Source organism: Methanohalobium sp. (assembly GCF_018609725.1).
In the GTDB taxonomy this organism is placed as follows: domain Archaea; phylum Halobacteriota; class Methanosarcinia; order Methanosarcinales; family Methanosarcinaceae; genus Methanohalobium.
On record NZ_JAHENT010000109.1, the window covers coordinates 1 to 16,894 of the forward strand.

Consider the following 16,894-nt stretch of genomic DNA (forward strand, 5'->3'; position numbering starts at 1 on the left):
CTACCTCGACCATTGCTTTACTACATCTGGTCACTGCATCCACAGGTGGTGTCTCGAACATCGGTATTCCACCGACACCCATTCCCATGTTTACATGACAGGGGATTGGTGATGATTCAACTGCTGACTTTACAAATGTGACAGCTCTTGCAAGGTTCCATGAAGTGCTGTGGCCAGTGCTGGTGTTACAAACAGGTCCAAATAAATTCGCACCAGCCTTACCAAGTAGTGGTGCCTGTTCATGCGGCCAGAGACCTGCAAGTGTTGTTCCGTCGTATTCAAATTCTCCATGCATACCAAGTATTGACTCTGATGCCATTCCAGCTTCGATATACATGTTCGGGAACCTCTTTCTGAGGGCTTCGATTGCATTCAAGGTTGCATAGAATTCTCCATCACCGGCTGCCGCAATTGTATCAAAGTTTACACCGTCTGCAGCAGATTTATAGAGTTTATCTACTGTCCAGATCATGTCATTGGTCAGCTCATCAGCAGCACCTTCTATCTGCTCCTTGGCTTCCTGGAGCTTGAATTCTCTCATAATATCCGATGGATTCTTGAACGGACCGTCCGGCTGGTAGTAGAGCCCCATGTTCGGCATTGCACCATACATCAGTGGAACGGTCATGTTCTGCTGGCAAACTTCCATGGTCTGGCATTCCTGTGAAACCACTGGTTTTACAGGTTTGAAACTGTAGTCGATGTGTCCCAGTTCCATGGTATCGGTACCGAAAGCACGTTCGTGGGTCATGACACCGGTCAATCTGCTTGCAGGTATTCCGGTACCGCTGTTACCCTGATCTCCATCGATTCTTAAAGTACCGATATCGTGGGTCACAGGTACTTCGTTACCTGCATCGACACTCACCATCTTTTGGGGAGACATCAGGATGTCTGCGATTTTTTCTTTGTCATCATCGCTGAGTGCTGGTATTCCACCAAGTTCAGCAGCATCGTTTGTACCTGCTTCGATGTCTTCCATTATCCTGTCTTTGGAATGGTATTCTGTGGTAGAATCTCCCATTCTTATTCTGTATCCTTTTGCCATTGTTTACAATCCCCCTGTCGATTTATTTGGATGCACCGAGTTTTTCTTTGGTCTTGTTTACTGCTATACTTGCGTTTTCTGCATAGATGTCGGCACCTATCTTGTCTGCCCATGCCTGGGTTGCTGGTGCTCCACCTACCATGACAACGATATCGTCTCTCATACCGGATTCTTTGAGAAGCTCGATGATGTCCTTCTGTCCCGGTAGTGTTGTGGTCATGAGTGCAGAGATTCCGACTACATTGGCGTTGTATTCTTTTATCTTGTCGATAAAGTCCTGTGCAGGTACATCTCTTCCGATATCATAGACTTCAAATCCGGATGCCTGCAGCATTGTGGACACGATGGATTTACCGATGTCGTGTACATCTCCTTCTACTGTACCATTGATAACTACACCAAGTGGTTTGCCTCTGGATTCCTGAGGCATGTCCTCTTCAAGTGTTTTGACAGCATCTGTCATGGCTTCGGCTGCCATCATCACATGCGGTAAGAACAGTTTACCTCTCTCAAACCTCATTCCGACTTCGTTCATGCCGGCTGCAAGGCCGTTTTCTATGATGTCTGAAGCCTCGAGGTCGCCTCTGGCTTTGTTTACCGCTTCCAGTACGTTATCCTTCTTGCAGGATATTATAGCATCAGCTACTTCTTTTAATAATGCTTCTCTTTCTGCTATCGATACTCCCCCCTTTTTTACTAAATAGGGATTTAAACTAAGTTAGGGTTGTGTAATAACAGTTCTTCTAAACCCTAATCATGTACTGTTAACACACTCCACACAAACCTAACAAAAGAAAACATTGTTAAGTATTATATTTAAGGTTTGTTTCTTATAGGAGAGTAAGAATATTTATGTAAATTAAATTGAGAATTTAACTTCCTCTAAATAAAAAATTGAATTAAAAACTAATTAATTATAAGCTTTAATAAGAATTATTGTCCCCTTAATAAATGTTTACTTTTTATTTATTTGAAGTTGATTTCAAGGGTATAGTATATAAAAGAGAAAATGAATATAGGATGTATCAAAGCTTATTATTTAACATTTTGTTCTAACCTGCTTTTTTAATTAAAAGAATTATACTAAATCAATAACGGAGTACAAGGGCATGAAAATTGGAATATATATATGCCACTGTGGTTTAAATATTGCACATGTTATAAATATGGATATCCTGCAGGACAAAATAAAAAATGAATTTGAAGATATTGAAATTGTCAGGGATATACAGTTCATGTGTTCTGATACAGGACAGGATGCAATAATAGAAGATATAAAAGAGCATAATATAGACAGAGTACTTATAGCAGCATGTTCTCCCAAATTACATGAAAAAACATTCCAGCAAGTAATTGAAAATGCAGGAGTAAACCCATATTTGCTGGAAATTGTAAATATCAGGGAACAATGTTCATGGGTGCATAAACAACATCCAGAAATGGCAACTCAAAAAGCCTTTGATCAGATCAAAATGGGGGTTGCCAAACTGAAAAACCTTGAACCACTTGAAGTAAAAAAGGTTCCAATTAACAGGGATATCCTTGTTATCGGTGGTGGGGTAGCCGGGATAGAAGCAGCGCTTAATTTAGCCGATGCAGGTTATTATGTATATATGGTTGAAAAAGAACCCAGTATAGGCGGGAAGATGGCGCTTTTGAATGAAGTTTTCCCTACGAATGATTGTTCCATCTGTGTCCTTGCCCCGAAAATGACAGAAGTATCCAATCACCCAAACATAGAACTTTATACAAATTCAGAAATAACCGAAATAACAGGTTCAGTAGGAAATTTCATTGTAAAAGGATTAAAAAAACCCAGGTATGTTTCTGAGGACAAATGTAAGGGCTGTATAGAAGAGTGTTCCAGTGTATGCCCAGTTGAAATATCCAATCCATTTGATTATGGTATAGGAAAAATAAAAGCCATAAGTATGCCGTTCCCTCAGGCTGTTCCCCAGTGTGCATATATCAATGACGAGTACTGTGTGGGTTGTGGATTGTGCAGACAGGTATGTCCTGCTGATGCTGTAGATTATGAACAAAAAGAAGAAGAATTTTTCTTTAACACAGGTGCAGTTATTGTAGCTACAGGATACAATGTATTTGATGCTTCACGTAAAGAAGAATACGGCTACAGCAAATATCCTGATGTGATTACTAATATGGAACTGGAGCGTATGATAAATGCATCAGGTCCAACACACGGAAAAGTAGTAGTTCCTTCTACCAGAGAAACTCCTCAAAAAGTTGCTTTTATACATTGTGTCGGTTCAAGAGATGAAACTGTAGGAAATCCCTATTGTTCAAAAGTATGCTGTATGTCAGCTATAAAAAATGCTCAATTGCTAAAAGAAAGACATCCAGAAATGGACATCAGACTCCACTATATAGATATAAGAGCATCAGGTGAAATGTATGAGGAATATTATACAAACGCTCAATCAATGGGCATCCAGTTTGTAAGGGGTAAAGTCGCTGAAATACAAGAGGATAACAGCGGAAAGCCGGTTCTCAGGTATGAAGACACACTTGAAAACAATATTTTTGAAGAAACCTATGACCTTGTAGTCCTTTCAGTTGGACTCGAGACGAATAAAGATGAAAAAATTTCCAGTATGCTGAATTTGAGCACACGTTCGGACGGATTTTATACCGTGTCCCATCCAAAAATGCGTCCTGTTGAATCCAATATCGATGGTGTATATATTGCAGGTTGTGCATCAGGACCAAAAGAAATACAGATATCAATCGCTCAAGGCAGTGCTGCAGCATCCAAAGCCATGCAGCTTTTGAGCAAGGGTGAACTTGAAACTGACCCGATGAGTGCTTTTGTAGATACCGATAAATGTACAGGATGCGGCATCTGTCAGGATGTATGCAAATTCGGAAAAATTAAACTTTATGACCATAAAGCGGAAGTTGATGAACTCTCCTGCCACGGATGCGGTTCATGCAGTGCAGCATGTCCAGAAGATGCCATATATATGCGAAACCAGACAGACGCACAGATACATTCCCAGATAGAAGCGGCTCTTGAAGTTAAAGATGAATTTCCTTTGATTGTAAGTTTTCTATGTAACTGGTGCAGCTACGCCTGTGCAGACCTTGCAGGAACATCTCGCATCCAGTATTCTACAAACATCAGGGTCATCAGAGTCATGTGTGCAGGACGTGTAGACCCAGAATTCGTACTTACCGCTTTTGAAAAAGGTGCTGATGGTGTCATGGTTTCAGGTTGCCGTCTCGGAGAATGCCATTATGTATATGGGAACTACAATGCAAAACAGAGAATGGACGTCCTAAAAGATGTGCTGGAAGAGATTGATATAAACCCTAACCGTCTTAAAGTTGAATGGATATCCGCATCTGAATGCAACAGGTTTGCTGAATCCATAGAAAATTTTGTTAAGGAACTGGAAAAAATAGGTCCAATAGGTTCTGAAATCCTGGAGGCACCAAATGCAGAACACACCGGATGAAAACGGAAACACGAATGAACAGGAAGACCCCATCACAGTAACAAAGGACATGGATGTTCAGGGTTCACATTTTATCTATATACAGTCAACTGAAAAATCCAGAAAAAAACTGGATTATGATTACAAACGCTGTACCGGGTGTGGTCTGTGTGTGAAAATTTGCCCTACTCAAGCACTTGAACTTGGACCCATGCATGAAATTGCTACAGGAATGGATGCACCACCGGTTACATTGGATATAGAAAAATGCACGTTCTGTGGTATGTGTTCAAAATTCTGTCCTGTGAACGCATTCAAAATGGAAACAAGTGGTGATGTTCCATCTGAAGATTCCTACCCTGAATTTGATTCTTATGTCAAAATCAATGAAAACTGCCTCCCGTGCCTTCTCTGTGAATCATCATGTCCTGAAGACGCAATAGAAGTAAAACTTAACATACCTAAAAAAGAGGATATCGCACCGTTTGATGAGAATGCTGAAGGTGAAATTGAAATAGACACAGAAAAATGCAACCTTTGCGGTTTATGTTCGCATTTCTGTGATGCCTTTATAATGCTTGAAAAAGAACCAAGCCCCACTGACCCATCACCCTTTGAACAGTTAATGGTAGATGAAGATGAATGCGATTACTGTATGCTGTGCCAAGACCTATGTCCAGAAGATGCCATAAAAGTGAAAGGTAAAAAACCCTGCGAACCACCAGCCATAGAAGGGGGAGTGCATATAGATGAGGATAAATGCACTCGATGCGGCTGGTGCAGAGAAGTCTGCCCCTATAATGCAGTGGAAATCAAAAAACCGTTTGAAGGAGAGATTACACTAAAAGAGAACAATATAAAACGCTGTGACCCTCACGGTTGTCAGGCATGTTTTAATGTATGTCCAGCACATTTGTGGTATGTTCCAGAAGACAAAAACATCGCGATGAAAGAGGATTACTGTATTTATTGTGGAGCATGTGAAAATGCATGTCCTGAAAACGTTATGAGTGTTAAGAGAACTCAAGTACATCATACCAAAATTCCTAGTGCTCCATGGGCTTCCCAATGGGAGGATGCTATTGAATCGATGATAACGTCAAAACGAAAAAATCCGGATACATCCCGTACAATTGAAGTTGAAAAAGAACCATCAAAAGAGCATGAAGAAGTAGAATTTCCAGAAATCGATGAATCGCTGTTAAAAGCTGCAAGAGAGCGTATAAACTCCACAAAACCGGCACTTAAAAATATAAATGTAAGGCGAAAATGGGAAAAAGAACCATCAAAAGAAACCAGAAAAGAAGTTAGAAAGAAATTTAAAAACATAAAGGAGAGTAGTGGTAAATAATATTTTAATACAGGCTGTTTTATTTAAAAGGATAAAATCAACGGTGTGATATTATTCATGAGTGAAAAATTCGACTACGAAAAACTTGGATTAAAATGTGGTCTTGAAATTCATCAACAACTGGACACACATGAAAAATTGTTCTGCAGATGCCCTACTAAATTAAGAGGTACCAATGATTCAAATCTGGAATTTTTCAGGTATATACGTCCGACTGCCAGTGAAATGGGTAAAACTGACCTTGCAGCACTTGAACAATCAAAACTTAATAGAAAATACATTTACAAAGCCTATGATTCCACATGCCTGGTTGAATATGATGAAGAGCCACCAAACGAGATTGATAAAGAAGCTCTCAATACTTCACTTACAATCACAAAGCTTCTGAATATGCAGCCTGTTGACCAGATGCATGTCATGCGAAAGATTGTAGTCGATGGTTCCAACACCACCGGATTCCAGAGAACAGCTTTCCTTGCAAGTGGTGGGTTTCTGGAAACTTCAAATGGTTATGTAGGTATGGACAGCCTGTGTCTTGAAGAAGAATCCGCCCGTATAATTGAACAAAATACTGATTCTACAAAATATTCCCTTGATCGTCTGGGTATTCCGCTTGTTGAAATCGGAACTGCTCCAGATATACATTCACCCCAACAAGCAAGGGAAACTGCACAGCTTATAGGTATGCTTTTAAGGTCAACAGGAAAGGTTAAAAGAGGATTGGGAACAATCCGTCAGGATGTTAATATATCCATAGCAAAAGGGGCACGTATCGAAATAAAAGGAGTTCAATCGCTTGAACAAATAGAATCCATTGTTGAAAATGAAGTTGAAAGGCAGATTAATTTGATAAAAATAAGGGATGAACTCCTGCAAAAAGGAGCCCATGTTAATGAAAATATGTATGATGTGTCAGAGGTTTTTGCAGATACACAATCCAAGATAATAAAAAAAGCTCTTAAAAAAGGAAAAGTAATTGCAGGAGTTTTACCGGGATTTGCAGGATTTATAGGAAAAGAAATCCAGCCCGGTAGACGTCTTGGTACTGAGTTTTCAGACCGTGCAAAAACATCAGGTGTAGGTGGAATTTTCCATACAGATGAACTTCCAAATTACGGCATAACAGAAGATGAAATTGAGTCTCTTTGTGAATACGTAGATGCAGGAGATAATGATGCTGTAGTTCTTGTCTCTGACAATGAGAAACGCTCCTTTAGTGCAATAGAAAGCGTTATCCAGCGTGCTAAAGAAGCTCTTGAAGGTGTACCGGAAGAAACTCGTAAAGCATTACCTGATGGAAATAACTCATACATGAGACCTCTTCCCGGTGCTGCACGTATGTATCCTGAAACCGACGTTCCTCAAGTCGAAATATCCAGAGAATATTTTGAATCCATTGAAATGCCCGAACTGTTAAGTGATAAGATAAACCGGTTTAAACAGGAATTTGGATTGAATCAGGAACTTGCGGAAAAAGTTGTCCAGTCAAAGGATTTGCCTCTGTTTGAAGATATAATGCGGACGTTTAAGTATAGTTCAAATATAAATGCCACGATAGTAGCAAGAACTCTAACCGGTACAGTACCCGAACTTAGAAGAGAAGGTGTAGAGGTTGACAGCATAAAAGATGAACATTTTTTCCAGTTGTTTGAACTTGTTGAAGATGGAAAAACTGCAAAAGAGGGAATTGAAGAAATACTGAAAAAACTTGCAGATAATCCCGAATTGAGTGCTGAAAATGCTGCATCCGAACTTGGATTAACAGGTGTTGATACATCAGAAATTGAAAAATTTGTAGATGAAGTTATTGATAACAGAGAGGAGTTTGTACAGGAAAAAGGTTTAGATGCTGTTGGACCCCTTATGGGTGTAGTTATGGGTGAGTTTCGCGGCAAAGCTGATGGAAAACAGGTGAGCAGCATATTAAAACAAAAAATCGAGGAATACCTCAGCCAACAATAATTAATCGGTAAGTTTTAAAATTAATTAGTTTAAACCCATGTTTACTTCTGTTTCAGGGAATTTTGTCAAGTATTCAATCAAATATATATTGTATGAAATAATACGGGTCTGGAAAATATATTTCCAGCACAATACTTATAAGCTATTCTTTACATTTAATGGCAGGTTCTAATGATGGATGCAGTATTAGGATTAGAAGACGGTACAATCGTAAAAGGCACTGGAATTGGCAGTGAAGGTGCAGTCAGTGGTGAACTTGTTTTTACAACTCTCTACACCGGATATGAAGAAGCGATGACAGACCCTTCATATAAAGGTCAGATATTGATGTTCACCTATCCCTTGATAGGTAACTATGGTGTAAGCGGTGAAAATTTCCAGTCTGAGAATATACAGACCGACGGAATTGTTGTCAGAGAGGCATGTAGCAGTCCTTATCATTATAAATCTACAAGAAATTATAACCAACTATTGCAGGATGAAGGGGTACCGGGTATTGCAGGAGTAGATACCCGAATGCTTACCATAAAAACAAGAGAAACAGGTGCAATGCGTGCAGCACTTATAAACGGAAGCGATGACGGTGATGAAGCAGTAAATCTTGCACGTAAACAACCCTATATATCAGATGTGGATTTGATATCCAAAGTTACCTGCCAGGAACCATATCATATTAAAAGTGAAAAGTCGGTTTTTGGTAAATCAAAACATGCTGTTGTCATCGACCTTGGTCTGAAAAGAAATATCCTTTCAAGTCTTTTGGCTCGAGGTATCGATGTTACAGTAGTCCCTGCAAACACATCCACCTCAATGATTGAAGCCTATGAACCTGATTTTATTTTCCTTACCAACGGACCCGGTGACCCTTTGCAAGCAAAAGGTGCAATATCAGCAGTTAATGAATTTGCTGGAAAACTTCCAATAATCGGAATCTGTTTTGGAAACCAGATAATATCTCTTGCTCTTGGTGCAAATACCTATAAACTTAAATTCGGCCACAGAGGAGCAAACCAGCCGGTAAAAGACCTTGAAACCGGTAAAGTGTATATCACATCACAAAATCATGGTTTTGCAGTAGATGGACAATCTCTTGATGCCACTGACCTTTCTGTCACACAGGTTAATGCCAATGATAATACTGTTGAAGGAGTGGCTCATGAATATCTTGATATATACAGTGTCCAGTATCATCCAGAGGCAAATCCGGGTCCATGGGATACTGAAAAACTGTTTTTTGACAGGGTTGTTAAGACCATAGGAGGTGATCTATGATGCCGAAACAGGACGACATCAAAAAAGTTTTACTTATAGGCTCAGGTCCAATCACCATAGGTCAAGCGGCTGAATTTGATTTCTCCGGAAGCCAGGCTTGTAGGGCTTTAAGAGAAGAAGGTATTGACGTTGTACTTGTAAACTCAAACCCCGCCACTATAATGACAGACCCAGAAATGGCGGATTCAGTCTACATTGAACCACTTGAACCCAGAGTTGTAGAAAAAATTATAGAAAGAGAACGTCCTGACGGCATCATAGCAGGTCTTGGAGGACAAACCGGGTTAAATGTTACAAGTGAATTATCCGATCTTGGTGCACTTGAAAAATACAATGTCAAACTTCTGGGAACTCCTCTTGATGCAATAACCAATACTGAAGACAGAGAACTTTTTAAAGAGAAAATGGGAGATATTGGTGAAAAAGTTCCACAGAGTAAAGCAATTTCTTCCCTAAAAGAAGCAGAAGAAATGATTGATGAGCTCGGACTGCCGCTGATTGTCAGACCTGCCTATACTCTGGGTGGTGCAGGCGGTGGTATCGCCCACACCAAGGAACAGCTTTTTGAAATCGTTGAAAGAGGGCTTAGAAGGAGTCGAATCCATCAGGTACTGGTTGAAGAAAGCGTACTCGGATGGAAGGAATATGAATACGAGGTCATGCGCGATTCAAACGATACCTGTGTTATTATCTGTAACATGGAAAACTTCGACCCTATGGGTATTCATACAGGCGAATCCATTGTGGTAACACCGTCCCAGACACTTAGCGATGAAGAACATCAGATGCTTCGTTCTTCAGCGATAAATATTATCCGATCTTTCGGAATTGAAGGTGGCTGTAACATCCAGTTTGCAGTTAAAGATGGAGACTACAGGGTAGTTGAAGTTAACCCCCGTGTATCACGTTCTTCTGCACTTGCATCCAAAGCAACTGGTTATCCCATTGCAAGAGTTACTGCAAAAATCGCCATTGGAATGACACTTGATGAAATACCAAACGATGTAACCAAAAAGACACCTGCTTCCTTTGAACCAACTATTGATTATGTTGTCACAAAGATTCCAAGGTGGCCTTTTGATAAATTTGTTACAGCAGATAAAACCCTTTCAACATCCATGAAGAGTACCGGTGAAGTAATGGCCATAGGTAGAACGATTGAAGAATCTATGTTGAAAGCCATCCGTTCCCTTGATATAGACATACAAACCAGGGTTACATGGGATGAAAATGAAATTATCACTCTTCTAAAAACCCCCACAAGCAACCGATTGTTTGTTATTTTCCAGGCTTTAAGGAGCGGATATACAGTAGAAGCCATCAATCAATTCACAGGTATTAGCACTTTCTTCCTCTGGAAAATCAAAAATATTGTAGATATAGAAAAATCGCTACAGGAATATGCAGAATCAAATGAAGTCCCTTTGAATTATCTATGTGATTCAAAACGTTTGGGAATTACTGATTCACGGATTGCAGAATTGACAGACAAAACAGAAGAAGAAATCGGAGATGCCAGAAAAGACAATCAAATTAAGACCACCTACAAAATGGTGGATACCTGTGCTGCAGAATTTGCTGCTGTAACACCCTATTATTATTCATCCTATGAAACCATGTGTGAATCCGAACCCACCGATAACAAAAAGATACTGATACTTGGTTCGGGTCCCATTCGTATTGGTCAGGGTATTGAATTTGATTACTGTACAGTACATGCTGTATCTGCTATCAGTGAAGAAAACATCGAATCACATATTATCAATAACAATCCTGAAACAGTGTCTACAGATTATGATACCTCTGATAAACTGTTCTTTGAACCTCTGACATTGGAAGATGTGGTGAATGTTATAGAAAAAGAGCAACCTGACGGTGTACTGGTTCAATTTGGTGGTCAGACTTCCGTTAATATTTCCATACCACTACAGCATGAACTTGAACGCAGGAATGATTTAAAAACTAAAATATTTGGAACCTCTCCCGATAAAATCGATACTGCAGAAGACAGAGACAAATTTTATGCCCTTATGAAAGAACTCGGTATTAATCAGCCAGATGGTAAATATGCTCTTTCACAGGGAGAAGCGATAAACTTTGCTACAGAAATCGGTTATCCTGTCCTTGTAAGACCTTCATATGTGCTCGGTGGAAGGGCGATGGAGATTGTATACGATGAGGAAGAACTGAAAAGGTATCTCAGGGAATCTGTCTGTGTTTCAAAGGATAACCCGATTTTAATCGATGACTTCCTTGAAGGAGCGGTTGAAATCGACGTGGATGCTGTATGTGATGGTGAAAATGTACTCATCGGTGCGATAATGGAGCACATTGAAGAAGCAGGGGTGCATTCAGGAGATTCTGCATGTGTTATACCACCACAGAGTCTTTCTGAAGAAACATTGGAAATCGTCCGTGACTATACCCGCAAAATAGCACTGTCACTCGATGTCAAAGGACTGATTAACATACAGATGGCAAAAAGAGACGGAGAAGTCTATGTTCTTGAAGCAAATCCGCGTTCCAGCCGAACAATACCTTTTGTATCAAAAGCTGTAGGTATACCACTTGCAAAAATAGCGGCACAGGTCATTATGGGTCATAAACTGAAAGATCTCGGGTATGCACTGGACAAAGAACCAGATGTAAAACATATTTCAGTTAAAGAAGTTGTCCTGCCATTTGATAAACTGCCAGGTGTCGACCCTGTTCTTGGCCCTGAAATGAAGAGTACTGGTGAAGTTATGGGTGTGGACTACAATTTTGGACGTGCTTTCTTCAAAGCCCAGTTGAGTGCAGACAATCTATTACCCCAAACTGGAAAAGTGTTCCTATCAATCCGAGATGAGGATAAAGAAAAGATTGTAAACGTTGCTCGTAAGATGCAGGACGCAGGTATCGAACTCATGGGTACTCACGGAACTGCCAATTATCTGGCAGAACATGGAATAATTGTAGAATCCGTCAAGAAAGTGCATGATGGAAGTCCAAACGTAATCGACATGATGAGAAGAGATGAAGTATCTCTTATCATTAACACACCTACAAGCAAACAATCCAGAAAAGACGGTTATCAAATACGCAGAGCAGCGGTTGATTTTAAAGTGCCCTATATAACAACCATCCAGGCAGCTATTGCTGCAGCAGAAGCTATCGAAGCTATGAAGAACAATGACATTACTATAAAGTCGATTAATGAATACCATGAAGAGGTAACACAGGGTTGATTTAATATGCCAGAGCCAAAAAAAGTAGTTTTAGCGTATTCAGGAGGACTTGATACATCAGTATGTATCCCTCTTTTAAAAGAAGAATACGGCTATGATGAAGTTATAACAGTTGCAGTAAATGTTGGACAGCCCGAGGAAGAGATTAAAGAAGCAGATGAAAAGGCTGAAAAAATCAGTGACAAACATTATACAATTGATGCCAGAAAAGAGTTTGTCAATGACTATATCTTCCCGCTTATCAAAGCAAACGGTGATTATGAAGGATATGTAATGGGTACATCTGTTGCACGTCCATTGATTGCCAAAAAAGTGGTGGAAGTTGCTGAAAAAGAAAAAGCAAGTGCTCTTTCCCATGGATGCACTGGCAAAGGCAATGACCAGCTCCGCTTTGAAGCGATTTTCAGGCTAACCGACCTTGAAGTGATTGCTCCTATGCGGGATATGAATCTCACCCGCGAATGGGAAATTGAATACGCAAAAAAACATGGGATACCTGTCTCTGTTACTACCGGTGAACCGTGGAGCATAGATGAGAACATATGGAGCCGGAGTATAGAAGGTGGAAAACTTGAAGACCCTTCATGTGCTCCTCCACAGGAAATCTACAGCTGGACAGTATCACCGGATGATGCTCCTGAAGCACAGGCGATGGTAATCGGATTCGATAATGGTGTCCCTGTGTCCCTTGACGGAAATGAGATAGATGGAGTTAAACTCATACAACAACTAAACAATATCGCTGGCTCACACGGTATAGGCAGGACTGACATGATAGAAGACCGGGTTCTTGGTTTAAAAGCCAGAGAAAATTATGAACATCCTGCAGCAACCGTACTCCTGACAGCTCATCAGGATCTGGAAAAACTGGTACTTACCCGTTCAGAACTCAGGTTTAAGACTGATGTCGATTCCCAGTGGTCAGAACTTGCATATTATGGACTTGTTGATGAGCCTTTATATACAGACCTCAATGAATTCATTAACAAAACACAGGAACGTGTTACAGGAAAAGTAATAGTAAAACTGCACAAAGGCAATGTCAGTGTTCTGGCTCGAAGTTCACCATATGCATTGTATTCAGAAGAATTTGTATCCTTTGACAGCAAAACCATTGATCAGAAGGATGCTGAAGGGTTTGCTAAATATTATGGATTCCAGTCCCGCCTATACAAAAAATTTGTAGAGAAATAATTCACTATACTTCTCCTTTCTTATTTTTGTATCATTACTATTTTTATAAGGTTAAATCATATTTTATCCCGAATCAAATGATTCAAAGAAAACTTTTTAAGGAGTACTTGAGAAAAGTTATTCATCTTATATCTGTTCTTATTATTGTAATTTATGCATTTCTTGGTAAACAGATAGTTCTTATACTTCTGCTTGTATCTCTGGTTTTTTTCCTTGTACTTGAATACATCCGGATTGAAAAATCCATAAAACTTCCAATGTTACATGTTTTATATCGTAACAGTGAAAAAAATCACCTTGGAGGACATGTATTTCTTACTATTGGTGCTATTATATCCATTGCGATGTTTAGTAAACAGGTCGCTTTTGCCTGTATTCTTATGACAACTCTGGGTGATTTATGTGCGGCTCTTGTAGGCAAAACATTTGGAAATACAAAACTTCCATATAATGATAAATCACTGGAAGGAAGTACTTCCGAGTTTGTGGTTGACCTGGCAATAGGGTTTGCTTTTACCGGTAACTGGATAATAGCTGTGGGAATGGCATTTGTTGCTACTGTCGTTGAGACCACTGTGGTAAGGATAGATGATAACTTAATGATACCAATGTTTTCCGGTATAACCGGTGAAATTTTGTTATATTTAGTTTTTTAACCAGTGGATAAAAACTTATTAGTATCTACAAATCGATGTTATATTTTATGAGTGGGGGGAATAAGTGGTATCATTCAGATTATGTTGAGGTATTTGAAAAACTGGAGAGCAGTAGAGACGGTCTTGAACAGTCTGAGGCAAAAAAAAGACTTTCTACTGACGGATACAATGAAGTAGAAGCAAAAAAAGAACATAGTGAGATTTACAAATTTTTAAAACAGTTCGCCAGCCCACTGATATATATCCTTATGGCTGCTGCAATAATTACATTTTTCCTTGAAAAATACATTGACACTGCTGTTATATTAAGTGTTGTTATTGCAAACTCCATCATTGGCTATATTCAGGAGAGTAAAGCTGAAAATGCTCTTGAATCATTGTCCAAAATGCTTGTACCTGAAGCTACTGTCATAAGAGACGGTCAGAGAAAGGTAATTCCCAGTAAAGAACTTGTAGTGGGAGATGTAGTCATATTGGAATCAGGTAGCAGAATACCTGCCGATATTAGACTTTTTTATGTAAAAAACCTGAGAGTTGATGAATCTCCTCTAACCGGTGAATCCGTACCTGTTGAAAAAAAAACCAGAGCAATTGATGAAGACAGCATCCCGCTTGGCGACCAGATAAATCTGTCATTTGCAGGGACGTTTGTAAGCGAAGGTCTTGGACGTGGTGTAGTAATAGCCACTGGTGAAGATACTGAAATCGGAAAAATATCCCAATCTATAAGAGAGAGTGAAGAAATCTCAACACCACTTGTCCAAAAAATAGCAAGGTTTGGAGTTTTTCTCTCGGTTGCCATTCTTGTAATATCTGTATTTGTCTTTTTTATAGGATTATTGCAGGGTTTTGATGCAGTTGAGACGTTCCTTGCGGCAGTTAGCCTTGCAGTTGCTGCAATACCAGAAGGCCTGCCTGCAACCATTACTATTTCTTTTGCCATCGGTATTAAAGCAATGGCATCGCGTAATTCCATAATCCGAAGCCTTCCTGCTGTAGAAACACTGGGTTCGGCTACTGTCATATGTTCGGATAAAACAGGAACTTTAACCAAGAACCAGATGACTGTTACAGAAATCTATACCGCAACAGGTACAACTTACAATGTTACTGGCTCAGGATATTCATCAAAAGGAAATTTCATTCTGGACAATGAAAACGTTGATCCAAAAAATGACCTAGTGTTGCTGGAAACTCTGAAAACCGGTTATTTGTGCAATGATGCTTCATTTAAAGATGGAGATGTGGTTGGTGACCCTACAGAGGGAGCTTTAATGGTGTCTGCTCTCAAAGCCGGTAAGTTCTACATTCCAAGGTTGGATGTTATACCCTTCGAATCGGGAAAACGCATCATGGCTACTCTAAATGAAGATTCAGAAGGGAATAGGATAATCTATGTAAAAGGATCACCTGAAAAAATAATGGAACTGTCCCAGCACAAATTCGATGGTAAAAACGAGATTGATATTGATGTCAATGCACTGTCCGAGATTAAAAAAAGTTCAGAGAAAATGGCTACCCAGGGACTTCGTGTCATTGGAATGGCATATATGAAAGTAGAAAAGGACAGAGAGAGAATCGATTATTCAGACCTTGATGATCTGGTATTCCTCGGATTACAGGGTATCATAGACCCGCCCAGAGAAGAAGTCAAGGAATCAATCAATAAATGCAAAACTGCTGGTATCCGGGTTATCATGATTACTGGAGACCATACATTAACAGCCCACTCAATAGCCCGGCAACTCGGAATCGAAACAGAAAAAGCAGTTTCCGGCAGTGATATTGATGATATGACCGATGAACAGTTAAAAGATACGCTTAAAAACGTTTCTGTTTTTGCCAGAACATCTCCAGAGCACAAGTCAAGAATTGTAAAGCTTCTAAAATCTGAGGGGGACATTATAGCGGTAACAGGAGACGGTATAAATGATGCTCCAGCCCTGAAAAATGCGGATATCGGTATATCCATGGGTGCATCAGGTACAGAGGTTGCACGTGAAGCTTCTGACATGGTTCTTGTAGATGACAACTTTGCATCTATAGTAGCAGCTGTCGAAGAAGGACGTGATGTATACAACAAAATCCAGAAACTGATTATATGGATGCTGCCTACCAATGGAGGTCAAGCACTTACCGTTGTATCGGCTATTATTCTTGGTATCACTCTACCGTTACTTCCGCTGCACATACTCTGGATAAACACTATAACTACTATCGGACTCGGTGTTACCATATCTGCTGAACCTCGAGCAAAAGGTCTGCTGGATTATCCACCACGACCCACAGGAGAACCTCTTTTAACACAATTCATAAAAAAAAGAATCGGATTTGTGTCTATACTGATGGTTTCTGCTGCATTCTTCCTGTTTACTCTGGAGATGTTTTCCAGTAATGAATTACCTGCAGCACGAACTACAGCACTAAACACCATTGTATTTATTCAGATATCCTATCTGTTCAATATCAAATCCCTTCATGGTTATGTATTTGATGAGCTGTTTTCCAACAAATATATGCTTATAGGAATAGGGGGTGTTATCGGACTTCAGATGCTGCTAACTTATCACCCATTCATGAACCTGATATTTGATACTGCACCTATTGGATTGTACAACTGGTCGTGGATTATAACAGTAGCAATTGTTGTGTTCTTTATCATAGAATTGGAAAAGTATATATATAGATGGATAGAAAAAAGAAATACTTAACAAAACCTATAGTCT

General features: G+C 39.7%; 10 protein-coding genes. 8 read left to right on the forward strand and 2 right to left on the reverse strand.

The features are described from left to right. Positions 1–1,048, reverse strand: a 1,048-nt coding sequence (gene mtbB / locus QZ276_RS07225) for a [dimethylamine--corrinoid protein] Co-methyltransferase (protein ID WP_292486655.1), incomplete at its 3' end; no start/stop codon positions are given. 22 nt (positions 1,049–1,070) lie between these two features. After that, the gene (gene mtbC, locus QZ276_RS07230; protein WP_292486702.1) at positions 1,071–1,724 is read right to left on the reverse strand and encodes a dimethylamine corrinoid protein MtbC; all 654 of its coding nucleotides are present in this window, start codon (positions 1,722–1,724) and stop codon (positions 1,071–1,073) included. A gap of 433 nt (positions 1,725–2,157) precedes the next feature. On the opposite strand from mtbC, the gene hdrA2 reads away from it, so the two are divergent. The 8 genes from hdrA2 (at position 2,158) to QZ276_RS07270 (ending at position 16,879) form a co-directional block, all read left to right on the forward strand. Next, entirely contained in the window at positions 2,158–4,527 is a 2,370-nt protein-coding gene (gene hdrA2, locus QZ276_RS07235; protein WP_292486657.1) for a CoB-CoM heterodisulfide reductase HdrA2, read from the forward strand. After that, positions 4,508–5,857, forward strand: a complete 1,350-nt coding sequence (locus QZ276_RS07240; protein WP_292486659.1) for a 4Fe-4S binding protein — start codon at positions 4,508–4,510, stop codon at positions 5,855–5,857. Before hdrA2 ends, QZ276_RS07240 begins: the two co-directional genes overlap by 20 nt. A 57-nt stretch (positions 5,858–5,914) precedes the next feature. Then, a complete protein-coding gene (gatE, locus tag QZ276_RS07245; RefSeq protein ID WP_292486661.1) occupies positions 5,915–7,819 on the forward strand; it encodes a Glu-tRNA(Gln) amidotransferase subunit GatE in 1,905 nt (634 codons plus the stop codon). A 174-nt stretch (positions 7,820–7,993) separates the two neighbouring features. Then, positions 7,994–9,091: a glutamine-hydrolyzing carbamoyl-phosphate synthase small subunit gene (gene carA / locus QZ276_RS07250; protein WP_292486704.1), complete on the forward strand. Its 1,098-nt coding sequence runs from the start codon at positions 7,994–7,996 to the stop codon at positions 9,089–9,091. Next, positions 9,091–12,318 carry a carbamoyl-phosphate synthase large subunit gene (gene carB, locus QZ276_RS07255; RefSeq protein ID WP_292486707.1) on the forward strand — a complete coding sequence of 1,076 codons (3,228 nt, stop codon included), beginning with the start codon at positions 9,091–9,093 and terminating at the stop codon, positions 12,316–12,318. The genes carA and carB overlap by 1 nt, the downstream gene beginning before the upstream one ends. A 6-nt stretch (positions 12,319–12,324) precedes the next feature. Continuing rightward, the gene (locus QZ276_RS07260; RefSeq protein ID WP_292486663.1) at positions 12,325–13,512 is read left to right on the forward strand and encodes an argininosuccinate synthase; all 1,188 of its coding nucleotides are present in this window, start codon (positions 12,325–12,327) and stop codon (positions 13,510–13,512) included. A gap of 77 nt (positions 13,513–13,589) precedes the next feature. Next, on the forward strand, positions 13,590–14,168 hold the full coding sequence (locus QZ276_RS07265; protein WP_292486665.1) for a diacylglycerol/polyprenol kinase family protein: 579 nt from the start codon (positions 13,590–13,592) through the stop codon (positions 14,166–14,168). A 47-nt stretch (positions 14,169–14,215) separates the two neighbouring features. Then, complete coding sequence (locus tag QZ276_RS07270) at positions 14,216–16,879, forward strand: HAD-IC family P-type ATPase (RefSeq protein WP_292486667.1); 2,664 nt, start codon at positions 14,216–14,218, stop codon at positions 16,877–16,879. Positions 16,880–16,894 lie beyond the last annotated feature (15 nt).